Here is a 23,872-nt window from a genome sequence, read left to right as displayed (position 1 = left end):
GCGGTTGGGCTACCTGGCTCGGCCTACCTGACCTGGGCCACCCGTCATGTCACCGGCGTGTCCGGCGTGCGCGGGCCCGGGTGCGCGCCTGCGCCTCACCGGGAGAGAGGACGAACTGGAGCTCCAGGGTGGGCGGCGGCGCGGCCATGCCCGGCCCACCGGCCACCGCCCAGGTGAGGATGTCGTCGGTACTGTCGTCGCCCAGCACCCAGCCGGTCCAGACCGCCCGGCCACCTCGTCGATGGCCTTCGCTGGAGGGCTGCACGACGATGATGTTGGCCTGACTGCAAGGGCCGAGGCACTCGCTCGTACGGACCGCGAGCCGCCCGCCAGACTCCGAGGCGGCGGCGCGGAGTCGGGCGAGTTGCCACTCGTGGTCAGTGCCGGGGTGCTTGCGCGGGCTTCCGCAGCAGCAGCCGCGACACACCACCAACGTGCAGGGACGGTCGCGGGCCGCCCCGATGCTTGTCCGGCCGTCCGGGCCGGTCACAGGGCATTCCGGGAGGGCGGCCGGTGCGCGCGGCCACGGCCGTCCCGGTTGGCGGCGACGGGCACCCGTTCATCTCGCATGGTGGGCATGGCGGTTCAGGCTCCTTCGGGTTCGCGGGCGAGCAACCTCCGTACGGACTCCTTCACTTCCGCCCTCGGATCCTGCCCCGGAGGCCAGGCTCCTATCGCCTTCACGTGTACTCCAGGGCCGCGTAGCGCTGAGTCATATACGACGTCGACGGACCCGGCCCGTTCGAGGCCCACGGAACGTGCCCCGCCGTTCTACCCAACGGGCTCCCGTTCGGCCTCGGCAGGCGTCGCGTCCAGGTGCCAGTGCAGGTCGCGGATGCCGGGCTCCAGGGACAGCCGGGCGACCAGCTGCTCCAGAGCACGGGCCGGGTCACCGGTGACGGCGACCACGGCCTGCAGTCCGGTCGTGTCGTCGTCCTCGCGGCGCACCCGCAGGCCGGTGGGGGTGAGCCCGCCGGCTGCCAGGGACTGCAGGAGCAGGGCACGGATGTGGGTCTCGTCGCCCCGGTCGCACAGGACATGGACGGTGGCGTGGACCCCTTCAGTGTCGGGATCGTGCTGGGGTACACGGTCGATCATCCGCCCAGCGGGGCGCAGCAGGAGGTGGACGACGAGGACCGCGCCGGTGCCGAACAGGGCCAGATCCAGGCGGCCGGAGGCCGCCAGTACCCCGACGGCGGCCGAGCACCACAGCGTGGCCGCGGTGTTCAGGCCGCGTATGGAGGCTCCGTCGCGCAGGATGACACCGCCGCCGAGGAAGCCGATGCCGGAGACGACGTACGAGGCGACGCGGGTGGGGCTGCCGGGGTCGCCGACGGCGTCGCTGTAGAGGACGAAAAGGGTGGCGCCGGCGGAGACGAGGGCGTTGGTGCGCAGCCCCGCCATACGGGCGCGCCACTGCCGCTCAACTCCGATCAGGGCGCCGCAGGCGACGCCGACGGCGAGCCGGAGTGCGAAGTCGAACGTGGTCAGGGCAGCCATGAGGGCCTCCTCTCACCCTGCGTCGGCAGGGCGGGCCGGGCAACGCGGCGCGTGAGGAAGGTCGATGGCTACCGCGTGCCGGAAGGGTGCGTGGACAGAGGGATGCGGGGCCGGCTACGGCCCGGCCTACTGCGACTGTGATCCATGTCCTCACCCCCTTCCGGCTGCCATCAGGACTTCTTGGAGTCTAACGACATGCTTGCGCCATCGCGCAACCAGTCAGCGCGACTTATTTGCGTATGGACGCAACAAACGGCAGACTTCTCGCGGACCGCATCACCGAACGCATCACGGAATGGAGGCAGCCATGAGTGAAGAACCTCCCAGTCCCCGCTGCCTCGCCGGCAGTCTCTGAATCCATCTCACTGCCCTCGTTACGGCTCCTCGCATCGAGCCGTAACGGGCCGTGGCCGGCTGTGCGGCGCTGGAAGTCCAGCCCCGGCCGGCCCTTACCTTTCCCTGCGTTTGTTCTCTCCATACCGGGCCGGTGTTACCCGGGCGCACCATCGCGCCCCGATGCCCCGCCGTGCCCAGAGTGTGGCCGGAGGTTCTTGTGAAGTTGTTCAAGGCCGGCGGCGCCCCCCGCGCGCCGTTCTCCTCCCCGTTCGCGGGCCGCATGTCCCGCATGACCTGGATGGACGTGGTGGTCGCCGCGGCCTTCCTGGTGCTGCTCTATCTCGTCCTGCGGGTCGGCCAGGGCACCACCGTCCGCTTCTCCACCGACCAGTCGGTCAAGGTGGACACCGATCCGTCCCAGCTGCCGTACGACGCGGCGCGCTCGCTGCTGCGGATGTTCGTCGCGCTCGCCGCGTCGACCGTCTTCACCTTCGTGTACGCGTACGCCGCGGCCAAGAGCCGAAGGCTGGAGCGGATCCTGATCCCGGCGCTGGACATCCTCCAGTCCGTCCCCGTGCTCGGCTTCCTGACCGTCGCCGTCACCGGGTTCATCGCCCTGTTCCCCGGCTCCATGCTGGGACTCGAATGCGCGTCGATCTTCGCGATCTTCACCTCGCAGGCGTGGAACATGACGTTCGGCTTCTACCACTCCCTCACCTCCCTTCCCCGTGAACTCGACGAGTTGTCACGGTCGTTCCGCTTCACCAAGTGGCTGCGCTTCTGGAAGGTCGAGGTGCCGTCCGGGATGATCGGCCTGGTCTGGAACGGCATGATGAGCTTCGGCGGCGGCTGGTTCTTCCTCGTCGCGTCCGAGGCGATCAGCGTCAACAACAGGGACTATGCGCTGCCCGGCGTCGGTTCGTACGCCGGAGCCGCCATCACCGACGGCGACCTGGGCAAGGTCGGCTGGGCCATCCTCACCATGGCCGTGATGGTCATCGGCGTGAACTTCCTGTTCTGGCGGCCGCTGACCGCCTGGGCGGAGAAGTTCAAGAACGAGCAGTCCGAGGCCACCGAGGTCCAGAACTCGGTCGTACTGAACCTCCTGCGCCGCTCCAACTGGCCAAGGTTGCTGGGCATGTTGCTGCGCCCCGTGGGCCGCGGGCTGAGCCGGGCAGCCCGTGTCTTCGGCACCGACGACCGGCCGCTGACCGTCGGCCCGGTACGGCAGCGCACCGGCGACATCGCCTTCGCGAGCGTCGCGGGCGCGCTGATCGTATGGGGCCTGACCGACCTCGGCCGCTATCTCCAGGACCACACCGGCCTCGGCGTCTTCGGCGAACCGCTACTGCTGGGCCTGATCACCCTCGTCCGCGTCATCGTCCTCGTCGCCGTCGCAACGGTGATCTGGGTGCCGATCGGCGTGAAGATCGGCTTCTCTCCGAAGCTGACCCGGATCGCCCAGCCGATCGTCCAGGTGCTGGCCGGCTTCCCCGCCAACTTCCTCTTCCCACTGGCCGTCTGGTTCTTCCTCAGGACCGGGGTGTCCCTCGACGTCGGCGGCATCCTGCTGATGGCGCTGGGCGCCCAGTGGTACATCCTCTTCAACACCATCGCCGGCGCCATGTCCATCCCCACCGATCTGCGGGAGGCCATGGATGACCTGGGCGTACACGGCTGGCAGCGCTGGAAGCGGCTGATCCTGCCCGGGATCTTCCCCTCGTACGTCACCGGCGGCATCACCGCGTCGGGCGGCGCCTGGAACGCCTCGATCGTCTCCGAGGTCGTCGTCTTCGGCGGCACCACGCTGACCGCCACCGGACTCGGCGCGTACATCGCCAAGGCCACCGCCAGCGGCGACTTCCCCCACCTGATCGCGGGCGTGGCGGTGATGAGCCTGTACGTCGTCGGCCTCAACCGCCTCGTCTGGCGCCGCCTCCACCGGCTCGCCGACACCCGCTACGCCCTCTGACTTCCCCTCCCCGGTGCGGCCGACAGCCGTACCCCGAAACAGCGATGGAGCCCGCCATGGCCCTCAACGCCCTCCGCAACCTGCGCACCGCACTCACCGCCACCACACCCAGCACACTCGCCACGCCCACCGCGGCCAAGGCGCCGCGCACCGCCGACGGCGACGTCCTGCTCGAAGCCGCCGGCCTGACCAAGAGCTACGCGGGAGCCCACGGCGAACTGCCCGTCCTCGCCGGTATCGACCTGAAGGTGCGCGCCGGCGAAGTCGTCGCGCTGCTCGGCAAGTCGGGCTCCGGCAAGTCCACGCTGCTGCGCTGCCTGGCGGGCCTCGTCCCGGCCAGCTCCGGCACCGTCACGTACCGGGACAAGCCACTGACCGGCGCCAACCCCGGCACCGCCATGGTCTTCCAGACCTTCGCCCTGCTGCCCTGGCTGACCGTCCAGCAGAACGTCGAACTCGGTCTGGAGGCCCGGGGCATACCGGCCGACCAGCGCGCGGAGGCCGCCGTGCAGGCCATCGATCTGATCGGCCTGGACGGCTTCGAGTCCGCGTACCCGAAGGAGCTCTCCGGCGGGATGCGCCAGCGCGTCGGCTTCGCCCGCGCACTCGTCGTCGAACCGGACGTGCTGATGATGGACGAGCCGTTCTCCGCCCTCGACGTACTGACCGCCGAGAACCTGCGTGGCGAGCTGATGGAGCTGTGGGAGTCCGGTCAGTTCCCCACCCGCGCGATCGTGCTGGTCACCCACAACATAGAAGAGGCAGTGCTGATGGCCGACCGGATCGTCGTGCTCGGCTCGCGCCCGTACGGCACGATCCGAGAGACCTTCGAAGTCGGCCTCGACCGGCCGCGTGACCGTAACTCGCCCGCCTTCGAGGACCTCATCGACCGCGTCTACCGCCTGATGACCGGCCGCACCAAGGAAGTCCTTCCCCAAGCTCTCGACTCCTCCCCCAATTTCTCGACCCCGCTCGAACAGGGGGGAACCCCATGCGCAGGGGAGACCCCGATCCCCGGCATCTCCGGCCGCCCCGACGGCGTCGAGCCCGACAAACGCACCACCGCCAACGCCCCGCTCCCCCGGGCCGGCGTCGACGGGCTCTCCGGCCTCGCCGAGATGGTGGCCCACCGCAACGGCCGCTGCGACCTGGCCGACCTCGCCGACGACCTAGGCCTGGCGATCGACGACGTACTTCCTCTGGTCGACGCTCTGGAACTGCTCGGCTTCGCCAAGATCAGCGACAACGACCTGCTGCTCACGGAGCGCGGCACCGCCTACGCCGGCGCCGACGTCCAGCGATCCAAGACGATCTTCGCCGAGGCGGCCATGGAGGCACCCCTGGTCCGACTGATCACCACCAGCCTGCGACAGAACCCCCAAGGCACCTTGCGCGCCGGCTTCTTCCGCGACGTACTCGCCCACCACTACACCAGCGAACAGGTCACCCAGCAGCTGGAAACCGCCACCGACTGGGGCCGCTACGCCGAGCTCTATGCGTACGACGCCGACCCGCAGGAGTACCACCTCGACAACGGCCAAGCCGCTGACGCGCCCCAGCCGTACGACAGGTCTTAGGTCTGCCCGTCGGACACTCCCCACGGGCCCGGCCATGACCCGTCGGACACTCTCTAGTGCTCGGCGACCGGCCGACGGGCACGCACCGCCCGTGGCCGTCGCACAGCCTCTTCCTGCGCGACGGTCACGGGCCCGGCCGACGCGTCGGTCTCCCCGACGCCCTGTTCCACGGGGGCGTTCGCCACCAGCGACGCCTCCTCCAGCAGCCCTCGCACGCGCGCACCCGCCCGGTAGTAAATACGTGTCCCCTCCCGCCGGGAGTCCACCAGGCCGACCGACCGCAGCTTCGCCAAATGCTGGGAAGTCGCGGCAACATGGGCACCCAGCAGCTCCGCAAGCGCGCTCACCGGCAGCTCCTGCCCGCTCAGCGCCCACAGCAACCGGTAGCGCGACGGATCGGCCGCCGCCTTGAGCACGGCGACCGCGCGATCGGCACCGGCTGAATCCCACGACGTAACTTGCGTCCCCATGCAAATATCCTAACCGTCCTCCGGCGAGCAGCAGGGCGACGGCGGCAGCGAGGGCCGCCGCCCGTGCCGCGGACACCACAGACACCGGTCCCCGCCCCGGCCCCGGCCCCGGCCCCGGTCCCGTCCGAAGGCGTGCGGTGGGCACGGCACGGCAGCTCATGCTTCTTCTCCCCTTCCTTCGGTCTTCCTTCGGGTGGCCAACTACCCAGCAGACGTTGCCAGTTGTCGCGTATCACTCGATGAAAGCCGACGCCCGAACAACACCGGCCGCTGCGTCCGGCCTACGCCGGCCCCGTCAACGGGACCGGGCGCCGCCGGGATCGAGGTCGTGAGGCGGACCGCGTAAATCGTCGCCTCGGCATCGCTATCGGTAGCGGTAGCGGCGCGATCCGCCGCATGAGGGAGTCCGAGGGCCGTCACCGCCTCGTGTACGGCGGCATCACGATGGGCGGCGTACACCCACAGCACCTGGCAGCCGGCCTCCACGGCCGCCCCGCACAGCGTGCGCAGCAGGACGGTGGCCAGTCCGCGGTCCTTCCAGGCATCGGCGGCCAGCAGCACGGCGTCGCTTCGCAGACCGTCCCGGACCAGCAAGCCCCAGCCGACCGGCCGCTTGGCGGCGGCCTCGGCGAGCAGGCTGTGCCCTACCCGGGGATGCAGCAGCCGGGACAACTCGTCGCGGGCAGGGAATCCGGTCGGAGCCCGGGACGTGGTGGGCGCACACAGAGCGTGCAAGGCAGTGACCGCGGGCAGATCGCGCGCTGTCGCGGGTCGGAGCGTGACAGCTTCGCCGGCCGGAAGGGTCACACGACGGCGGCGGGCGCGCGGCAGCACAGGCCGTGGCGCCAGGCCTGCGAGCGGACGCACGGCGAGATTTCCCCTGAGGACTCGCAGCATCCGCAGCAGCCGGTCCGGGGCGCGCCGGACCTGCCAGGACGCAGCGCCGGTACGTCTACGTTGACTCTCCGCCATGTCACGAACCGTACACGAGCCGCTACTTTCCGTGGGGGCGGGTGTCTCGTCTGCACTCCGGATTGACGCCGAGATTGACGCCGAGATTGACGCCGCCGCCCTCCGGTCGGCAGCAGGCACTGCGCCGACCCGAACGCTGCGCCAGATGGAGGTACGCCGGTGGAGGCCGGGTCCGCTGCGTCGCAGTGTTACGGGAGCAACCGTGGCGACCGCAGAGTGCCTATGACGAGGGAGCGAACATGGATCCCGGCCTGGAGATGCAGCTGCGGCCCGCGCCAGGCGTACCGACTTCGCGGCTGAGCAACGTGCCGCGCGGGACACTCCCCTGGCTGATGGGTGTGGCGCTGGCGTTCGTCGCGGTGCAGCTCTTGCTGGTCGTACCGGGCTCCGGCCTGGGCTGGGACGAGATCGTCTATGTGAGCCAGGTCCAGGACGGGACACCGACAGCGTTCTTCTCCGCGCCCCGAGCGCGTGGGATCTCCTACCTCGTTGCTCCGGTCGCCGCGCTGACCGCCTCCACGACCGCACTGCGGGTGTATCTCGCGGTGATGTCCGGCGGCGGCCTCTTCCTCGCCCTGTGGGTATGGCGGCGGCTCGTCCCGGCCCCTGTTCTCGGCTGCGCGGGGCTCCTGTTCGCCAGTTTGTGGGTGACCCTGTTGTACGGTCCGCGCGCCATGCCCAATCTGTGGTGTGCGCTGGGGTCGCTGGCCGCGACGGGCTGGTTTCTGCGAGCCGCGCGGACCAGGACGGACCCTGGGGCGCTCCTGGGCGCAGGGACGGCGGTCGCGTTCGTGACGCTCATGAGGCCGGCCGACGGCTGCTGGCTCGCGCTTTCGCTGGTGGCGGCTGCTGTGGTGGTGCGACCGTGGCGTAACTTCGCCCTGGCTGCCGCGCTGGTGGCGGGACTCGTGGCGGGCGCGGCGCCCTGGGTGGTCGAGGCTTACCTCTCGTACGGCGGGCCGGCCGCACGGCTGGCTCGGGCCAGCGAGATCCAGGGCGGCCTGGGCTGGCATTTCGCCGTGGATGACCAGGTACGCAGTCTGGGCGGGCGGACCCTGTGCCGTCCGTGCGACGGGGACTGGACGCACCGCTGGACGGCGGCGTGGGTGTTCGCGCTGCCCGTCCTGGCCGCGTGCGGCGTCGCCTGCGCCTGGAGCACGCGCCGAGGCCGCACCGCATTCCGAGACTACGCTGCACTCCAAGGCGGCACTGTGCACCGCGGCAGCAGCGCCCTGCTCGCCGTCACGGTCGCCGTCGTCATGGCGTTGCCGTACCTCTTCACGGTCGACTACGCGGCACCGCGCTTCCTGCTGCCCGCCTATGCGTTGCTGGCCCTGCCCGTGGCGGAGTGCGTCGTGTGGGGGTTCACCCGCGCTCGCCCGGCTCTGCGGACGGTGACCGGCACCGCGATGGCGTTGGGTCTTGTCGGCCACCTGGCGGTGCAGTTCACGGTGTTGACCCAGGTGGATGGCCGCAACAGGGCACTGCACAAAGACCGGATCGCGATCGGCGCCGAGCTGAACCGCCTGGGTGTGCGCCCACCCTGCGTCGTCATCGGCGAACAGGCCGTCCCGCTCGCGTACTACACGGGATGTGCCTCGCGCCAGCTCGGCGGCCACGACGAGAGCATTACCGAGCGTCAGTTGCTCGACCTCGGCCGGCGTATGCCGCTGGTCCTCATCACGACCAGCACTCAGTCCCCGCCACCGTTCGCCCGCGGCTGGCGCCCGTCCGGGGTGCGCGGTGGCTACCTGGCGTGGACGTCGCCGCGACCGTCCCCGGCCCCCTAGCCGCTCTCCGCCCCGCCCCCGCCGCCACTCCCGCCCGACGTCGCATCTCGTCGGCACCGGCACCTGGACTTGCAGAGTTCTTCAACTCGATAGTTGATGCGAGTACGAAGGTTGATGCGAGTACGAAGTAAGTCGAGGTACGGAGGTTCGGGGTGGGTGGTTTCGCCAAGGCGATACGGGAGCGGGTACGTGTCGCGCGCGCCGCGGTGGCGGCGGCATACGAGTCCGGGGACGCGTACGAGGTGGCCGTGGCGCAGGACGAGCTGGACGAAATGCTGCGGCTGGCGCGGATCAATGGTGTGCACCCGGACGGAGAACCGGAGATCAGTGCCTCGGATGGCAGTTGAGGTGCTCCCATATCTCGCGCCTGGAACGCGGCCGCTCAGCCTGTACTGGGAAAAGCGTCCAGCAGCCGCGTCGGGGCCGCCTGCTTCCAGGAGTCCACGAGGATGTCCCGGAGCTCGTCCATATCCTCCAGCTCGGCAAGCCGCACCCGCACCCATGCGGAGCCGGCTTCGTGCGGCGGAACCCAGAATTTCTCCGGTTCCGCAGCGATCAGCTCCTTCCGCTCATGCATGGGGCATCTCACGGCGAACGACGTCTCATCGTCGGGAACCGTGATGAACATCTTCCCCGCGACGCGGAAGGTGGGCATGCCCCAGGCGAGCTTCTCCACCGTCTCCGGCAGCGAGAGCGCGATACGGCGGACATCATCGGAATCGGTCATGGTCACTACGTTAAGAGTCTGATGGCTCTCATGGGGCTCAGGGGCCCACGCGGCTCATGGGGCTCATGGGGCCCACGGGGCTCACGGCCGCGCGGGCCCCTGGGCTCAGCGCCGTAGCAGCCTCTTCTGCACCGATTCCAGCGGCCCGTGCTCGAACCGCCGCAGCCACAGGCTCGCCCCCATCACCAGCACCAGGCAGATCGCCGCCCACAACCCCATCACCCACCACGGGCCGCTGTCCGCCCAATGGGACGCCAGACCAAGGCCGATGCCGTAGCAGGCCAGCATGGCGAGCACGTTCTGCAATACGTAGCAGGTCAGGGCCATACGGCCGACGGAGGTCAGGGCGGAGGTCAGTGGGCCCGGGTGGCGGAGCCGGTCCATCATCATGCCGATGAGGCCGAGGTAGCCGATCGCCAGGACCGGCGCCGACAGGTACCGCTCCAGGAGGAAGAATCCCGAACCCCACAGCACTGTAAAGACGTTGAGGGGGAGGCCAATTCCCAGTCCCCACCCCGCCAGCCGGCGCCGGATGCGCCGCCCCGCTGCGTCGTCCTGGAAGGCCCCGGCCCTGAAGAGCCGTACGCCGAGCAGGAACAGGAACACCAACAGCGCGAAGGAGAGCACCGGTTCCATACGCAGCACCGCGGCATGCGACAGCCGGAAGGCGATGTGGTCCGCGTAACCTCCCTCGGCGTACAGCGTCACGGCATCAGCCGCGTCCGTGCCGCCACCGCTCCCGCCGCCCGAGGTGAGTACCACGGCAGCCGTGAGCAGCGTCGTCACCGCCAAATGGAGTCCGCCCATGACGATCCACGTCACGCGCTGGGCCCGCGCGGAACGCGTGAGCAGCCAGGCCACCAGCAGCGCGACCACCGCGTATCCCATCAGCACATCCCAGGCGAAGACGAGGACGAAGTGCACGGTCCCCTCGGCGAAGAGGAACAGCGCCCGCCACTTGTACCGGCCCGGCCAGGGCTGCCCGTGCTTGGCGGCCGACCGGAACTGGATGGCCAGCCCGACCCCGAAGAGAATCGTCAGCATCGACAGGAACTTGCCGTTCGCGAGGCCCCGGAAGACCGTCTCGGCCGCCCCGCCCAGGGATGACCACTCGGTCCCCGCCGAGGGCCCGGCGCCCCCGGTGAGGATGCCCCACTCGGCGCCCGGCCCGGCGAAGATCCAGACGTTGCTCATCAGCGTCCCGAGAATCGCCACCCCACGCAGCACATCCAGCAACGGCAGGCGCGCCCGCGCCCCGCGGCCCGCGCTCCCGGTAGCCCCCTCTGCCGCCACGACCGCTTGCGTCCCCATTACCTCGGCCACTCCAACTCCCGCCCGTGATACTCGCTTTCCCACCATGGTCGGGGCGCTCGGGGCCGGATTCCTCGTCCGCAGCGACGAGAACCCACTGCATCCTTCGATGTACTACGAACGAGAAAGGCGTGGGAGTGGGAGGGGGGTATAACCGCACGCTGCCGGGGCCGGCATGAGGGCCCGGTCGGCGACCTGCACCCCGCAGCCATCTTCATCCGGGCCGCGAGGTGATCCGCAAGAGACGGCCCTACGGCGTTACGGCTCGGCGGGCCGCGTACTGTTCGATCAGTTTGGTGCGGGTCGCCACGAGGCGGTGCGCGAGGATTTCGGTGATGGTGCGGACGAGGTCAAGTCCCAGGGCCGGTTCGGCCTCGCAGAGTGCCCGCACCGCGGCTCCGTCGAACTCGTAGGCGCGTACCGGGCTGAACGCTTCGGCACCAAAATCCCACTTGTAGGGCGGGAACAGCCACGACCAGCCGAGCAGGTCTCCGGGCCCGAGCGTCGCCACGGTCACACGGCGCCGGCCGGGCACCTTCAGGTCGAGCGACACCGAACCCGAGCGCAGAACCCAGAAGCGGTCGGCGGTGCCTCCTTCCTCGAAGATCCGTGTGTCCTGCTCGAAGGAGACCTGCTGACCCAGCGTCATAAGTCGTTCGCGGTGAGCTACCGGGAGCGCGACCAGCAATCGCGTCTCTGTGGCCATGCCTGGGACCCTCCTCGCCGACGGCAGGAAACCTAGGCCGGGATGCCGTGTGCGTGTGGCCGTCCTGCTTCCATTGAAGCCGTGCTCGGCCGCCGCGGCACCCCGAGGCGCGGGGCGGTGCACGAAGGCTCCGGGGCTCAGCGTGGAGAGGTGGACGGCGGCGCTCAGGACACATCCGATGTCTTGGGCATCTCGCCCTTCGTCGTCTTCGTGTCGATCACGGAGAACGCCGCCCCTTGCGGATCGCTCAGCGTCGCGAACCGGCCGAACGGACTGTCCATCGGCCCGAATCGCAACACCCCGCCGCGCTCGGTCGTCTTCGCCACCGCCGCGTCGCAGTCCGCGACGGCGAAATAGATGTTGAGGTACGGCGACACTTCGGGCGGGAATTCGTCCGTCATCCCCATACGCCCCAGGACCGGGGTGTCACCGAGGTTGAACAGAGTGAAGTCGATTGCCTCATCCGCCAGGCGCTTTACGCCGTACGAGAAGACGGCGGGGAAGAAGGCATCGGCCTTCTCCGGCTCCCGCGTGAACACCTCGGCCCAGCAGTACGCACCGGGCTCGGCCGTTTTCCCGAAGCCTTGGTGGGTGCCCGCCTGCCATACCCCGAAGGTGACACCGCCGGGGTCGCGGGCGATGAGCATCGAACCGAAGTCGCCCACCTGCATCGGGCCCATCAGCACCTCGCCCCCGTTGTCACGGATCCGGCCGGCCGTGGCGACGACGTCCGGCGACGCGAGGTACAGACACCACGCCGGCTTCTCCTCCTCGCCCTCCTGGCCCGGCATCGGGGGCACGACGGCGGCCACCGCCTTTCCGCCGGAGTACGCCTCTGTGTAATTGCCGAACTCCGTCGACGCCTCGCCGAACGTCCAGCCCAGTACGTCACCGTAGAAGCTCTTCGCGCCCTCGATGTCGGTGAACATCGCATCGGCCCAGCACGGCGCGCCCTCAGGTGGTACAGCCATGGCTCCGCCCTTCCCTGCTCGATGCTCGATGATTGGTAGCTCGATGGTCGATCCGGTTCGTGGCCGGTCCGGTCCATGGTCGATCGATGGCCGGTCCGCCTTTTCACGCTGGTCAGTCGGCGCAGCGTGGTATGCCATTCGCGCGTACCCCCACTCTGCACCGCCCCCGAGGCATGCGATGGGATGGGGTGGTGCTGCACGCGCAGCCGATCGCACACAGAGAGAGCAAAAAGGGGGATTTGTGGCAGGTAGCCAGAACGTGCGGAAGTTCGCACGGGCGATGTCCGAAAACACGGAACTCCGCGGGGCCGCCGAGGAGGAGCTGCGACGCCGTAGCGGACTCGACGTCGGCCGGCTGACGGAGGAGGCCGGCGAGGCCGCTGCCGGTGTGGCGAGGGAGTCGCACGGCGACGGCATGGACCCCGCCGACTTCCCGGCCGCCCGTGAGCAGGGCGGCAGCATCGACACGATCATGACGCAGCAGACCGTGCCGCTGGACGAGGCGCGGGAGGTACTCAACCGCAGTGAGCAGCGCCGCGAGGGCGGACAGAAGGTCCATGCGATCTGCCCGATGGTCATTCCGCGGGGCCGCTCGTTCCTGAGCATGCTGCCGGTGTTGCTGCTGTTGGTGGTGGGGGCAGTGGGCAGCACGGTCGTTGCCGCGGCCGGCGGCAGTTCGTTCACCCACCCGCTCTTCGGGATCCATTACTGGGTGCTGTCGGTGGCGGCGGTCGGCTTCGTGTGGTGGCGCCAGGGCATGGTGATGGTGCCGGACGGCTGCCAGGCGCTGATCACCCGCTTCGGGAAGCTGGAGCAGGTGGTCGGTCCGGGCCGGGTGATCCTGCTCAACCCGTGGAAGCGGGTGTCGTACATCATCAACACGACCCGCGAATACCCCTTCAACGCACCGGTGCGCGAGGCCCCGACCAAGGGCGGGGTGAAGGCTTCCATCGACCTGTTCATCCAGTTCCGGATCAGCGACCCGGTGGAGTTCGTCTACACGCTGGGTGCGGTGCGCGGCTTCGAGGAGAAGCTGAGCAATGCGGTCAGCGAGACCATCCGCAGCCTCATCTACGAGCAGGAGGCCGCGGGGATCTACGACATGGTGGGCGAGGACACCGGCCGGCTGCTGGAGCAGCTGAACCAGCAGTTCCGGCCGGCGGTGGAGCTGGCCAACGCCAACATCACCCACGCCGAGCCGTCCGACCGCGCGTATCGCATGGACTTGGCGGCACCGGAAATGGTGCGGGTCGCCAAGGACGCCTACACCTATGAGTACGCGCTCCACCTGCGCAAGGAGCAGGACGAGGGTGACCTGACCAAGGAGCTGGCCTCCCGTCAGGAGACGCTCTCCGCGATCATGGCGGATATCGCGCAGTACCAGGCGCAGATGGATACGGCCGTGGAGCGGGAGACCAACCGGGCCGAGGCGCTGGCCCGGCAGCGGTATGTGCAGGCCGAGTCGGAGGCGAAGGCCAATGCGGCGCTGCTGGAGGCACAGGCGCTGGACATCCGCGCGGTGACCGCGGCGGAGGCCCCGGAGATTCTGGAGTACCGCTACCAGCAGCAGGTGCTGGACACGCTCGAAGAGGTCGCGGACCATCTGCCCCGGCTCGTGCGGATCGGCGGCTCGTCCGGCACCGATGGCGCCGCGGGGGTCGACTTCCTGGCGCTCGCACGGGAGTTGGTCGGCGAGCGGGGTACGGAGCTGTTCTCGGACGAGGACATGGCCGCCGTCCGCGCACGCCTGGCGGAGGTCACCGACCGGATCTCCGGGCGTGAGGAAGAGATCGCCGCTCTGCTGGAGGCCGAACGGCCGACCGTACCCGCCGTTGCCGGCGGGCTCGCAGAAGCAGCGGACGCACCGGCAACACCAGAGCACGCACCGGCAACACCGGAGCACGGGAACGCAGCCGAGGGGGCCGCGCAGTGAGCACCACACGCAATCGCAGGTCGGTCATCTCCGAGGAAGTGGCCCCCTGGAGTGAGATCCGCCAGCTGCTGCGCGGCGGCGAGGCGGGCAAGCTGATTCCCGTCATCATCCCCCGCCAGCACCGCAGGCTGTGGTGGTTGCTGCTGCTGTGGCTCGGGGTGTTCGCGCTGCTGACCGGCGTCATGCTGAACCTCGGGGAATCGGACGGCGCGGCCGGCGTCGCGTCCGGCGTACTGGCCGTCCTCAGCTACGTCTGCGGGGCGCTCCTGGTGCTCTCCGGCCTGCTGTGGTGGTGGCGCTCGTCCATCGCCGAGATCGAGCAGGGCACGAACGGCGTCCTCACCCGCTACGGCGCGGTGACCCGCACCCTGGATCCCGGCCGGCACTACCTGTGGCACCCGTGGTCGCGCGTGGACTTCGTGGTGGACACCGCCACCGAGATCCCGTACTCGGCCCCGGTGGTGGCCTGCCCCACCCGGGAGAACGTGCCGCTCCGCTCGATCGAGTTCTTCCTGAAGTTCAAGATCACCGATGCGGTGCTGTTCGTACGGACCATCGGGGCGGGCAACTTCGACCTGGTGCTGTCCAGCGCGGTGCAGGACGCCATCCGCCAGCGCGGCCGAATGGTGCAGACCGAGCGCGCCTACGACCTGCGTGGCTCGGATGTCGCCGATATGCAGGAGCTCCTCAACCGCCAGCTCACCCGCTACGGAGTGCGCATCACGGGCTCCAACATCCCCGACGTCCAGCTACCCGCCCAGTACCAGCAGCACCTCGCCACCCAGGAACGAGTCGCCAAGGAACGGACCGCCTACGAGCAGGAGTGGGGCCTGACGCGTAAGCGCCGCATCGACAGCCTGCAGATGGACATCGAGCGGGCGAAGAAGGTGCGCGACGCGCGCATCGTCGAGGTGAAGGCCGCACTCAACAAGGCCCGTGAGGCGGTGGCCCAGCTCCTGGAGGAGCAGGAGACCAACGCGCAGAAGGTCCGCTTCGAGATCGAGACCCGTGGCCGCAGCGGGCTGATCTCCGCCGAGAACGAGGCCCGCGCCCAGCGCCGCCTCGCACAGGCGTACCGCGACAACCGCGCGGTGCTCCAGTACGAACTGGCCCGCCGGCGACTCGAAGTCGGCGCGATCCTCGCCGGTAGGGCCCCGCAGCCGGTGGTCGTCCGCACCGACGGCACAGGCACCGACACCTCGGCGCTCTCCACGCTGCTGACCGCCCAGCTGCTGCCGCGACTGACGGCCTTGCCACCGGTGAATGCGGCTCGCCGCCCGGCGGACGACGAATAAGGCGCCCGCACAAGCGGTGGCCGGTGAGAACAACCAATCTCCGTTCTCGTTCTCACCGGCCCCGTGCGGCAGGACACACCAGCAAGTCCGTCACAGCGGTAGCGCCTTGGACACTGATTCGATGCATTGGTTCGATGCATCGGCTCGATGCATTGATTCGATATATGTCAACATAGATGCATGTCGAATGCCGAGGTGTTGCCGTTGCTGGAGCCGGAAGTCGCGCCATGCTGCCCGCCGCTGACCGAGCGGCCGCTGACCGCCGAGGAGGCGGTTCGCACGGCCGCTATGTTCAAGGCGCTCGGCGATCCGGTCCGGCTGCGCCTGTTCTCGCTGGTTGCCTCCCATGAGGGCGGCGAGGCATGTGTGTGCGACATCTCTGACGTGGGCGTATCCCAGCCCACCGTGTCCCACCATCTGAAGAAGCTCCGCGAGGCGGGGCTGCTGACCTCCGAGCGGCGCGGCACCTGGGTGTATTACCGCGTCGAGCCGTCCGTGATGGCCGCCATGGGCCAGATGCTCGGGCGGGCCACGGCCTGAGCTCCGAGCCGGGGCCCGACCGCACTGCGCCGGGCGAGGCAGCCGAGGCAGTGCATCAACTTTCCCGCATCCGAGCGGTCTGGATCTAGGTCTGGGTCTGGGTCTAGGTCTAGGTCTAGGTCTAGGTCTAGGTCTAGGTGCCGAACTTCCCGCGCCAGGCCAGGGACACGTAGACCAGGGCGACCAGGACCGGCACCTCGATCAGCGGGCCGACGACGCCGGAGAGCGCCTGGCCCGAGGTGACGCCGAAGGTGGCGATGGCGACCGCGATGGCCAGCTCGAAGTTGTTCCCCGCTGCCGTGAAGGCGAGGGTCGCGGTGCGGTCGTATGCGAGGCCGAGGCCCTTGCCGAGGGCGAAGGTGCCGAACCACATGATCGCGAAGTAGGCCAGCAGCGGGACCGCGATCCGGGCGACGTCCAGCGGCTGCGAGGTGATCGTCTTCCCCTGGAGCGCGAAGAGGATGACGATCGTGAACAGCAGGCCGTAGAGGGCGAACGGGCCGATCTTCGGCAGGAAGTTGCTCTCGTACTTCTCGCGGCCCAGCTTCTTCTCGCCGAGGCGGCGGGTGAGGAAGCCGGCGAGCAGCGGGACGCCGAGGAAGATGACGACGTTGAGGGCGATCTTCCACATCGGGATGTCCAACTGCTCGCCCCCGCCCAGGCCGAGCCAGCCGGGGAGCAGGTCGAGGTAGAGCCAGCCGAGCAGGCCGAAGGCGATGACCTGGAAGACGGAGTTGAGGGCGACGAGGACGGCGGCGGCCTCGCGGTCGCCGCAGGCCAGGTCGTTCCAGATGATGACCATGGCGATGCAGCGGGCGAGGCCGACGATGATCAGGCCGGTGCGGTACTCGGGCAGGTCCGGCAGGAAGATCCAGGCCAGCGCGAACATCACGGCCGGGCCCAGGATCCAGTTGATGACCAGCGAGGAGACCATGAGCTTGCGGTCGCCGGTGACGGCGTCGAGTTTGTCGTAGCGGACCTTGGCCAGCACCGGGTACATCATGATCAGCAGGCCGACGGCGATCGGCAGCGAGATACCGCCGATCTCGACCTTGGCCAGGGCGTCGTTCAGGCCGGGGATGAGCCGGCCGAGGCCCAGGCCGAGCCCCATGGCGATGAGGATCCACACCGCGAGGAAGCGGTCGAGTGTGGAGAGTTTGGCGACGACGGAGGGGGCTTCCGCCGTCGCGGGGGCTTCGGTGCGGGTCACGGGCAGGACCTCTTCCGGTCGGCGGCGGTACGGGCGTGCTCGGCCAGCTCGGTGAACTGCCCGGCGAGGGCGGCGATGACGTCGGGCCGCAGCTGGTAGTAGGTGAACCGGCCGCATGGCTCGGTATCCACCACGCCCGCCTCGCGCAGCACTCTGAGGTGGTTGGAGAGGTTGGTCTGCCGTGCGCCGGTCTCCTCGACCAGGTGCGTGGTGCACAGCGTCTCGTGGGCGAGCAGGGTCACGATCTTCAGCCTGAGCGGGTCGGCCAGCACCCGGATCAGATCAGCATCGACTGACGTCATCATGGACTGATACTGTCACATCACTCCGGACTGATATCGCGAAGGAAGAACCGATGTCCTCCACCACTGCCGCGTCCGTGCTGTTCGTCTGCATCCACAACGCCGGACGGTCACAGATGGCCGCCGGATTCCTCGCCCACCTCGCCGGTGACCGCATCGACGTCCGCTCCGCCGGCTCCGTCCCGGCCGACCAGGTCAACCCGTCCGCCGTCGAAGCGATGGAGGAGGTCGGCATCGACATCGCCGACCAGCGGCCGAAGGTCCTGACCCCCGAGGCCGTCCAGGCATCCGACTACGTCATCACCATGGGCTGCGGCGACGCCTGCCCGGTCTTCCCCGGCAAGAAGTACCTCGACTGGGCCCTGGAAGACCCCGCGGGCAAGGGCGTCGAGTCGGTCCGGCCGATCCGCGACGAGATCAGGACCCGCGTCGAAGCACTGATCGCCGAGATCGACGCGAAGCCGGACGCGTGAGCGCCCGGCCCGACGGCAATGACGTACGCGGCCTGTCCCGCTACACCGCGTTGCCCGGCTCTGCCGCTTCGGTCGCCGCGTACGGGTGGACGTAACCCGTCTTGTCGAAGGGCGTGAACCAGCGCTCGATGTCCAACACTCCGGCTTCCGGCTGCGCGCCGTCGGCGCCCTCGTCGGTATCGTCCGTGGCCCCTTCGTACAGCCACTCGTCATCGGAGTCTTGATAGGCCTCGTCGGCGAAGACTTCCCAGGCCGAGGTGATCTCGTCGGTCAAGAGGCCGTAGGCGTCCAGCACGACCTCGGCCTCGCGCAGGAGGAACCTCAGGAGGAACTCCTCGGCCACGCAGCTCAGTTGCACGAAGTCCTCGCGCGTGAGGCGTCCGGTGAGCGATACGGCGGTCACGAGGAAGCGGCGTGCGAACAGGGCCGTGTACTGCGCGGCGAGCCGGTCCGGCAGATCTTCGAGCAGCCAAAGGGGCCCGTCGCATTCCTCGACGGTCCCTCCCCCCTCGCCGAGCGCTTCGACATCGTCGAAGAGCTGGTCCACGAGGAGATCGATGGCGTACACCAGGGCTCCGGCGGCGAGTTCCGCGTGGTCACGGCCGATGCCGGACTCGTCGTCTTCGCACCAGCCGAAGGAGCCGAGACCGAATGCCGTGAGGCGCGGCGCCAGCGCGCTGATTTTGGCGCGCATGGCCTCGACCTCCTCGTCGGTGAGCCGCACGGCAGTGGCTTCCGCCCTCGCCTGGGCATGCTGAGCCGCGCGTGCCGCGGGATCGGCGGGCGGCGCGTCCGGGCCGTCCGCGGCGTCCAGGCTCTGCTGCGCGAGCTCCGGGTGAAGCTCGACCTCACACTTCGTGATCTTCCACTCGCCGAGCAGTTCCGACTGCTTCAAGAACTCACCGACGACTCCGCGCACAGCATCCTCGGCGGCTTCCAACGCCGGTGCGTCCACGAACAGCTTCAGCAGGGCCCCGCCGGAGTAAGCCGCCAAAATGGAATCGACGATCTCGACTTCCATGCCGTCGGGTCCCTCGACCGTATCGACCGCATCGATGCCCTTCCGGAGCAGGAAGAGGACGCCCTCTCTCTGCAGGGCATCCAGTTCAGGGGCGCCGTCCGGAAGGCACGTGTCCACGCTCACCACATATGTCACGCGGCCCATCGTGCCCGAGCAAGGCTGCCCCACGGGCGGGAATGCGTCCTCTCACCAGCTGGGGCTTGTCCGATGGGTCAGGGCCGGGGCCGGGCGATGAGCACGGCGACGTCGTCGTGATCGTCCGGATCGCGCAGCGCGTCGAGGAGCCGGTCGCAGGTGTCCTCCAATGTTGGGTCGGGGATGCCGAGCAGATGGAGGAGAAGGTCCAGGCGCTCATCGATGGCGTGGTGGCGGGTCTCGACCAAACCGTCGGTGTAGAGGACCAGTTGGTCGCCCGGACACAGGCTGAAGGTGGTGGCTTCGAACGGGACACCGCCGACGCCGAGGGGCACGCCGGTGGGCAGGTCGAGCAGTTCGGGGGGCTTGCCGGTGCGTATCAGGACGGGGGGCAGGTGTCCGGCGACGGCGATGTGGCATTCGGCGCGATGCGGGTCGTAGACGACGTAGGCGCAGGTGGCGTACTGCTCCAGGCCGGTGGTGATCTTGTCGATGTGGTGCAGCACCTCGGTCGGCGGGATGTCGAGGTCGGCCAGGGTGGAGGTGGCGGTGCGCAGGCGTCCCATGGCGGTGGCGGCGTTGATGCCACTGCCCATCACATCGCCTACGACGAGCGCGGTCTTGTCCTGTAGGAGGGGGATGACATCGAACCAGTCGCCGCCGACTTCACTGGTGGTTTCGGCGGGCTGGTAGCGGGTGGCGATCTCCAGCCCCGGCTGTTGCGGTGGGCGGTCCGGGAGCAGGCTGCGCTGGAGGGTCACGGCCGTGTTGCGCAGGCTTTGGTACAGGCGGGCGTTGTCGATGCACACCGCGGCCCTGTCGGCCAGCTCACCGGCCAGGGTGAGGTCGTCCTCGTCGAAGGGCAGCGGGTTGCGGGCGCGGGTGAGGCCCAGCGCGCCCAGTACCTCGCCGCGGGCGATCAGCGGCGTCGTGAGATAGGTGTGGATGCCGGCGCGGGCCAGCAGGGCGGCGGCCTCGGGGTCACGGGCGATGCGTGACAGGTCCCGCTCATCGACATGGGGTACCAGGACGGGGCGACCGGTACGCACGCATTGCGTGACCAGTCGGTCGGGTCCGTAGCTGGCGAAGTGGCCGGGCGGGTCGGCGGCGCGGACCGCCTCGGTGGGATAAGCGGCTTTCACCGCGAGGGCCCGGAAGACCGCATGACGGTCGCCGGGCGTCGTGGGCCGGCGGTCCGCCAGGACGGAATCCAGGATGTCCACCGCCGCTACGTCGGCGAGCTCGGGCACGGCGACGTCGGCCAGCTCGCGGGCGGTGCGGTCCACCTCCAACGTGGTGCCGATACGGGCGGAACCTTCGGCGATCATGGCCAGGCGGCGCCGGGCGCGCGCCGCCTCTGTTGCCGCACGGTGCCGGTCGGTGACATCCACCAGCAGACCGGCCACCCCAAGAACCCGCCCGCCGGGGTCCTCAAGCCGGTAGTACGAGACCGACCACGCATGATCGTGGTCGGGGTCGGCGGGCGTACGTCCCACGGTGTACTCATCGACCAGCGGCCTTCCGGACGCCAGGACCTGCCGCAGCGCCGCCTCGATCGCATCGACCTCCAGGAAAGGCAGCACCTCGCGGACCGACCGGCCGATATGCGCCTCGGCGGGGACGCCGTTGATCCGCTCCAGCGCCGGGTTGACGGCCAGGTAACGCAGGTCGGTGTCCAGGACGGCCAGCCCGATCGGGGACTGCGAGACCAGTCGCGTGGACAGGGCCACATCACGTTCCACCTGGCGCAGGACCGCCTCGTCGGTGGCGATGCCCAGGGCGTAGAAGTCACCCCGGTCGTCCAGCAGCCGCATGTTGCGGAACTCCACCAGCCGGGTACTGCCGTCCTTGTGCCGTACGGGGAAGGCTCCGGCCCAGCTCCGGCCCGTCCCCATCACCTCGGTGAACAGCCTGATCACCAGGTCCAGGTGCTGCTCGTGGACCAGCAGCCGCCCCGCGAACTCGCCCAGCGCCTCCTGCGCGGTGTAGCCGAACAGCTCCTCGGCCTGCGGACTCCACAGCACGATCCGCCCGTCGGCGTCCAGCAGCACCGCCGCGACACCGAGCAGATCCAGCAGCCCACTCCGCTGCGCCGCCCCAGGGACCGACCAGTCGCCTGCGGAACCGAAGGGGCCGGCTGTACTCATCCCAGGCACTCCCTCCGCCTGCCGGCGCGACATACGGTCCCGCACCGGCTTCAGGCTGTGGCCTGTGTCCCCTGCACCTCGCAGTCCTTCCATGGTCCCCCCGGACCTGGGTGACCGCGCAGTCTCGTCGCGATCCGGCACACCCGCGTCCTCGGCGGACCGGCGGACGGCCGCCACCGGTGAGCGCGGCCGTGAAGAGAAACCGGCGCGCTGCGCACCGAGCTCGCCGACGCGGGCGTCACGGTACGGTCGGCCTCCTGGCGGAGCGTGACCGAGGAAGCACCCGCCGGGCCGCCTCTTCCCGCGAGACAACCAGGGGCACTCCGGCCGGCGCAGTGGTGGTCATGACGTACTTGATCTGCATCGGTGTCCGCGCTGTCCGAGCCGCGGGTCGGTGCCCGTGCGCAGCGCTTACAGGCCTTGCGCGAGGAGGAGTTCGTGCGCCAGTCGGGCGCCGCGTGCCGCCTCTTCCGCCGACTCGTCCCGTGTCGGGATCTTCTCCAGACCCTGCGCGAGGGTCCGGACCGCGTCCGCCAAGGTCCGCACCTGTGCTTCCAGCTGACTCAACCGAGCCTCGTCGCTGTGCGCGCCTTCGGTGGACCTGGCTTCCTCGCTGTGCGCGCCCGGGGTGATCGGACGCGTTCCGGTGTTCGGCTCGTAGGAGCGATTCGCGGTCATGTCGGGGTCCTCCTGGCCGATTGTGCGGATTTCAAGGAGTCCCCCCGCGTCCTCACTTCCAGACTGGTCCCCCTCCGGCCGCCAGTGGAGGGCCGAAGGTCCCTGCCCTGGACATCCGCCCGGCAAGAGCCCACATCACGCATCGCTCCAGGTGTCGTCGGTTGCGTAGGAGAGGTAATCGGAGACGAAAACCGCGCCGTCCGCCCTTCGGCACAGCTGCTCGATGCTCGGGATCAGGCTCTTGACCTCGACGGATCCCCCCACGGTGGCCTGCCTCCCCCCGCAAGGGATCGGCTTCCGGGACCACACCCATCGGACGCCCCACGGCATCCACGACGGGCTCTGCGGTCACATCGTACGAGCGGATCGCGGCAGTCGACCGAGCCTCCGCCTCTCCATCCCCACGTCGATCCGGTCCCGACTGAATGAGCCGACCGGCCCCCTTCGGAGACATACGGCCAGGTGCCAGGGCTGCTGTCCGGGCAGGTGGCGGTGCGAGCCGGCAGTCCGTATCACGGCCACCCACCGGGCAGCACCCGGGCACGGATGCGGTGGGTGCCGGCAACGCCGACACCCACCGGTCGTAGGACGTTCCGGAGATCAGAGCGAGGTGCGGAAGGGTCCGGTCACTTCGTAGGTGATGCCGCCGCTGCTGGAGCCGGAGGTGCCACGCTGGGAGGAGAAGTACAGGCGGTTGCCCGCGGGGTTGAACGCCGGGCCGGTGATCTCGGAGGAGGACTGGCCGGTGACCCGCAGGAACGGGGCGACGACGTCGCCGGGGGTGATGATGCAGATCTCCAGGTTGCCGCCGTCCTCAGCGACGTAGAGGTCACCGACGGCGGCAGCGGTGATGTTGTCCACGCCGGTGAGCGGGGCGCCGGCGACGTTGTCGTCGTAGACCACCGCGATCGTGTTGGCGGACGCGTTGTAGGCCCAGACGCGGTTGTCGCCCTTGGTGGTGAAGTAGCAGATGTCGGAGCGGTAGTGGCAGCCCTCGCCGCCGTTGAACAGCTTGGCTCCGGAGACCTGGTCGCGGGTCGGGGTGGGGCTGCCGTCCGGGTCGGGCACGTTCGCCCAGGACAGCACGCCGGAGACCTCCTTGAGCACCTGCAGGGTGCCCGAGGACAGATTGCCCCAGGTGGTGGGCACGAACCGGTAGAAGCAGCCGTCGGTCTTGTCCTCCGTCAGGTAGATGACCTTCCGGACCGGGTCGGCAGCGGCGGCCTCATGGTTGAACCGGCCCATCGCGGGCCGCTGGACCGCGGCACTCGCACCCCACGGGTCGGTCTCGTAGACATAGCCGGTGTCGACCTCCTCGCAGGAGAGCCAGGTGTTCCACGGGGTGGCGCCCCCGGCACAGTTGCGGTTGGTGCCGGACAGGATGCTGTACGCGCCGGTGATCGCTGCGCTGCTGTTGAACTTCACCGCGCTGGCGCCGCCCGCGGAGCTGCCGACCTCGGCGTTGGAGACATAGATCCATCCCGATCCGTCGGCGAAGCACGCACCGCCGTCGGGGGCCTGGTGCCAGGTGTAGCCGGTGCCCGACACGGTCTGGGTCGAGCGGGCGATCACCCGGCTGGTGAAGCCCGCCGGAAGCATGATGCCGTTGGCGTCGGCCGACTGCAGAGACCCGTACGGGCTGGGGCCGGGGAGTGCGGGATAGGCGGCCGCCTGCCGCCAGAGCGAACCGGAGAAGGCTGCCGCGCCGACGCCGATGGCGGCGGCACGAAGAAGACTACGGCGTTCCACATCTGCTCCTTCGTCGAAGACGAACGGTGTTTGGTTGAGCGCCGCCGACTGGTCACG

Annotated in this window: 23 protein-coding genes; 8 read left to right on the top strand and 15 right to left on the bottom strand. The window is 69.4% G+C overall.

Going from position 1 to position 23,872, the window contains the following annotated elements:
• Positions 1 to 49: 49 nt before the first annotated feature.
• Together AB0I10_RS18710 and AB0I10_RS18705 are read right to left on the bottom strand one after the other, a co-directional pair.
• Entirely contained in the window at positions 50 to 463 is a 414-nt protein-coding gene (locus tag AB0I10_RS18710; RefSeq protein WP_363153625.1) for a (2Fe-2S) ferredoxin domain-containing protein, read from the bottom strand.
• 308 nt (positions 464 to 771) lie between these two features.
• Positions 772 to 1,500: an MgtC/SapB family protein gene (locus tag AB0I10_RS18705; RefSeq protein ID WP_363153580.1), complete on the bottom strand. Its 729-nt coding sequence runs from the start codon at positions 1,498 to 1,500 to the stop codon at positions 772 to 774.
• A gap of 616 nt (positions 1,501 to 2,116) precedes the next feature.
• Between AB0I10_RS18705 and AB0I10_RS18700 the strand changes: the two genes are divergently transcribed.
• Positions 2,117 to 3,808, top strand: a complete 1,692-nt coding sequence (locus AB0I10_RS18700) for an ABC transporter permease subunit (protein ID WP_363153624.1) — start codon at positions 2,117 to 2,119, stop codon at positions 3,806 to 3,808.
• Between the two features lie 56 nt (positions 3,809 to 3,864).
• Complete coding sequence (locus AB0I10_RS18695) at positions 3,865 to 5,385, top strand: nitrate/sulfonate/bicarbonate ABC transporter ATP-binding protein (protein ID WP_363153579.1); 1,521 nt, start codon at positions 3,865 to 3,867, stop codon at positions 5,383 to 5,385.
• A 53-nt stretch (positions 5,386 to 5,438) separates the two neighbouring features.
• Here AB0I10_RS18695 and AB0I10_RS18690 read toward each other — a convergent pair whose 3' ends face one another.
• A complete protein-coding gene (locus AB0I10_RS18690; RefSeq protein WP_363153577.1) occupies positions 5,439 to 5,855 on the bottom strand; it encodes a metalloregulator ArsR/SmtB family transcription factor in 417 nt (138 codons plus the stop codon).
• A gap of 201 nt (positions 5,856 to 6,056) precedes the next feature.
• Entirely contained in the window at positions 6,057 to 6,827 is a 771-nt protein-coding gene (locus AB0I10_RS18685) for a hypothetical protein (protein WP_363153575.1), read from the bottom strand.
• A gap of 239 nt (positions 6,828 to 7,066) precedes the next feature.
• Here AB0I10_RS18685 and AB0I10_RS18680 point away from each other — a divergent pair, with 239 nt between their 5' ends.
• Positions 7,067 to 8,617, top strand: coding sequence for a hypothetical protein (locus tag AB0I10_RS18680; protein ID WP_363153574.1), 1,551 nt, complete (start codon positions 7,067 to 7,069; stop codon positions 8,615 to 8,617).
• A gap of 152 nt (positions 8,618 to 8,769) precedes the next feature.
• A complete protein-coding gene (locus AB0I10_RS18675) occupies positions 8,770 to 8,964 on the top strand; it encodes a hypothetical protein (protein WP_363153573.1) in 195 nt (64 codons plus the stop codon).
• A gap of 35 nt (positions 8,965 to 8,999) precedes the next feature.
• Here AB0I10_RS18675 and AB0I10_RS18670 read toward each other — a convergent pair whose 3' ends face one another.
• From AB0I10_RS18670 to AB0I10_RS18655, 4 genes are all read right to left on the bottom strand, one after another.
• A complete protein-coding gene (locus AB0I10_RS18670; protein WP_363153572.1) occupies positions 9,000 to 9,344 on the bottom strand; it encodes an MmcQ/YjbR family DNA-binding protein in 345 nt (114 codons plus the stop codon).
• A 105-nt stretch (positions 9,345 to 9,449) separates the two neighbouring features.
• Positions 9,450 to 10,655: a DUF418 domain-containing protein gene (locus tag AB0I10_RS18665; RefSeq protein ID WP_363153623.1), complete on the bottom strand. Its 1,206-nt coding sequence runs from the start codon at positions 10,653 to 10,655 to the stop codon at positions 9,450 to 9,452.
• Between the two features lie 250 nt (positions 10,656 to 10,905).
• The gene (locus tag AB0I10_RS18660; RefSeq protein WP_363153571.1) at positions 10,906 to 11,361 is read right to left on the bottom strand and encodes a cyclic nucleotide-binding domain-containing protein; all 456 of its coding nucleotides are present in this window, start codon (positions 11,359 to 11,361) and stop codon (positions 10,906 to 10,908) included.
• Positions 11,362 to 11,525: 164 nt separating this feature from the next.
• Entirely contained in the window at positions 11,526 to 12,332 is an 807-nt protein-coding gene (locus tag AB0I10_RS18655; protein ID WP_363153570.1) for a VOC family protein, read from the bottom strand.
• A gap of 280 nt (positions 12,333 to 12,612) precedes the next feature.
• On the opposite strand from AB0I10_RS18655, the gene AB0I10_RS18650 reads away from it, so the two are divergent.
• The 3 genes from AB0I10_RS18650 (at position 12,613) to AB0I10_RS18640 (ending at position 16,100) form a co-directional block, all read left to right on the top strand.
• Entirely contained in the window at positions 12,613 to 14,265 is a 1,653-nt protein-coding gene (locus AB0I10_RS18650) for an SPFH domain-containing protein (protein WP_363153569.1), read from the top strand.
• Positions 14,262 to 15,560 carry an SPFH domain-containing protein gene (locus AB0I10_RS18645; protein WP_363153568.1) on the top strand — a complete coding sequence of 433 codons (1,299 nt, stop codon included), beginning with the start codon at positions 14,262 to 14,264 and terminating at the stop codon, positions 15,558 to 15,560. Before AB0I10_RS18650 ends, AB0I10_RS18645 begins: the two co-directional genes overlap by 4 nt.
• A gap of 180 nt (positions 15,561 to 15,740) precedes the next feature.
• Positions 15,741 to 16,100: a metalloregulator ArsR/SmtB family transcription factor gene (locus AB0I10_RS18640; protein WP_363153567.1), complete on the top strand. Its 360-nt coding sequence runs from the start codon at positions 15,741 to 15,743 to the stop codon at positions 16,098 to 16,100.
• A 133-nt stretch (positions 16,101 to 16,233) separates the two neighbouring features.
• Here the strand turns inward: AB0I10_RS18640 and arsB are convergent, their stop codons facing one another.
• Positions 16,234 to 17,310 carry an ACR3 family arsenite efflux transporter gene (gene arsB / locus AB0I10_RS18635; RefSeq protein ID WP_363153566.1) on the bottom strand — a complete coding sequence of 359 codons (1,077 nt, stop codon included), beginning with the start codon at positions 17,308 to 17,310 and terminating at the stop codon, positions 16,234 to 16,236.
• Positions 17,307 to 17,615 (bottom strand): metalloregulator ArsR/SmtB family transcription factor, encoded by a 309-nt coding sequence (locus AB0I10_RS18630; protein WP_363153565.1) that lies wholly within the window; start codon positions 17,613 to 17,615, stop codon positions 17,307 to 17,309. Before AB0I10_RS18630 ends, arsB begins: the two co-directional genes overlap by 4 nt.
• Positions 17,616 to 17,665: 50 nt before the next feature.
• On the opposite strand from AB0I10_RS18630, the gene AB0I10_RS18625 reads away from it, so the two are divergent.
• Positions 17,666 to 18,085: an arsenate reductase ArsC gene (locus tag AB0I10_RS18625; RefSeq protein ID WP_363153564.1), complete on the top strand. Its 420-nt coding sequence runs from the start codon at positions 17,666 to 17,668 to the stop codon at positions 18,083 to 18,085.
• 40 nt (positions 18,086 to 18,125) lie between these two features.
• On the opposite strand, the gene AB0I10_RS18620 is transcribed toward AB0I10_RS18625, so the two are convergent.
• The 5 genes from AB0I10_RS18620 to AB0I10_RS18600 form a co-directional block, all read right to left on the bottom strand.
• Entirely contained in the window at positions 18,126 to 19,106 is a 981-nt protein-coding gene (locus AB0I10_RS18620) for a hypothetical protein (RefSeq protein WP_363153562.1), read from the bottom strand.
• A gap of 212 nt (positions 19,107 to 19,318) precedes the next feature.
• Positions 19,319 to 21,388 carry a SpoIIE family protein phosphatase gene (locus AB0I10_RS18615; RefSeq protein ID WP_363153561.1) on the bottom strand — a complete coding sequence of 690 codons (2,070 nt, stop codon included), beginning with the start codon at positions 21,386 to 21,388 and terminating at the stop codon, positions 19,319 to 19,321.
• 411 nt (positions 21,389 to 21,799) lie between these two features.
• Entirely contained in the window at positions 21,800 to 22,066 is a 267-nt protein-coding gene (locus AB0I10_RS18610; RefSeq protein WP_363153560.1) for a hypothetical protein, read from the bottom strand.
• 135 nt (positions 22,067 to 22,201) lie between these two features.
• Positions 22,202 to 22,330, bottom strand: coding sequence for a hypothetical protein (locus AB0I10_RS18605; RefSeq protein WP_363153559.1), 129 nt, complete (start codon positions 22,328 to 22,330; stop codon positions 22,202 to 22,204).
• Between the two features lie 336 nt (positions 22,331 to 22,666).
• Positions 22,667 to 23,815, bottom strand: a complete 1,149-nt coding sequence (locus AB0I10_RS18600; protein ID WP_363153558.1) for an alkaline phosphatase PhoX — start codon at positions 23,813 to 23,815, stop codon at positions 22,667 to 22,669.
• Positions 23,816 to 23,872: the final 57 nt, after the last annotated feature.

This window comes from Streptomyces sp. NPDC050636 (assembly GCF_040654775.1).
Lineage (GTDB): Bacteria > Actinomycetota > Actinomycetes > Streptomycetales > Streptomycetaceae > Streptomyces.
This window is presented reverse-complemented; position numbering and strand designations above follow the sequence as displayed.

Bases quoted from the DNA above. Each gene is read 5' to 3' on its own strand.
- AB0I10_RS18620 (WP_363153562.1), bottom strand. From the start codon at position 19,106: ATGGAAGTCGAGATCGTCGATTCCATTTTGGCGGCTTACTCCGGCGGG.
- AB0I10_RS18690 (WP_363153577.1), bottom strand. From the start codon at position 5,855: ATGGGGACGCAAGTTACGTCGTGGGATTCAGCCGGTGCCGATCGCGCG.
- AB0I10_RS18625 (WP_363153564.1), top strand. From the start codon at position 17,666: ATGTCCTCCACCACTGCCGCGTCCGTGCTGTTCGTCTGCATCCACAAC.
- AB0I10_RS18685 (WP_363153575.1), bottom strand. From the start codon at position 6,827: ATGGCGGAGAGTCAACGTAGACGTACCGGCGCTGCGTCCTGGCAGGTC.
- AB0I10_RS18670 (WP_363153572.1), bottom strand. From the start codon at position 9,344: ATGACCGATTCCGATGATGTCCGCCGTATCGCGCTCTCGCTGCCGGAG.
- AB0I10_RS18640 (WP_363153567.1), top strand. From the start codon at position 15,741: ATGTCGAATGCCGAGGTGTTGCCGTTGCTGGAGCCGGAAGTCGCGCCA.
- AB0I10_RS18655 (WP_363153570.1), bottom strand. From the start codon at position 12,332: ATGGCTGTACCACCTGAGGGCGCGCCGTGCTGGGCCGATGCGATGTTC.
- AB0I10_RS18680 (WP_363153574.1), top strand. From the start codon at position 7,067: ATGGATCCCGGCCTGGAGATGCAGCTGCGGCCCGCGCCAGGCGTACCG.
- AB0I10_RS18660 (WP_363153571.1), bottom strand. From the start codon at position 11,361: ATGGCCACAGAGACGCGATTGCTGGTCGCGCTCCCGGTAGCTCACCGC.
- AB0I10_RS18630 (WP_363153565.1), bottom strand. From the start codon at position 17,615: ATGATGACGTCAGTCGATGCTGATCTGATCCGGGTGCTGGCCGACCCG.
- AB0I10_RS18610 (WP_363153560.1), bottom strand. From the start codon at position 22,066: ATGACCGCGAATCGCTCCTACGAGCCGAACACCGGAACGCGTCCGATC.
- AB0I10_RS18705 (WP_363153580.1), bottom strand. From the start codon at position 1,500: ATGGCTGCCCTGACCACGTTCGACTTCGCACTCCGGCTCGCCGTCGGC.
- AB0I10_RS18695 (WP_363153579.1), top strand. From the start codon at position 3,865: ATGGCCCTCAACGCCCTCCGCAACCTGCGCACCGCACTCACCGCCACC.
- AB0I10_RS18700 (WP_363153624.1), top strand. From the start codon at position 2,117: ATGTCCCGCATGACCTGGATGGACGTGGTGGTCGCCGCGGCCTTCCTG.
- AB0I10_RS18615 (WP_363153561.1), bottom strand. From the start codon at position 21,388: ATGAGTACAGCCGGCCCCTTCGGTTCCGCAGGCGACTGGTCGGTCCCT.
- AB0I10_RS18650 (WP_363153569.1), top strand. From the start codon at position 12,613: ATGTCCGAAAACACGGAACTCCGCGGGGCCGCCGAGGAGGAGCTGCGA.
- AB0I10_RS18665 (WP_363153623.1), bottom strand. From the start codon at position 10,655: ATGGGGACGCAAGCGGTCGTGGCGGCAGAGGGGGCTACCGGGAGCGCG.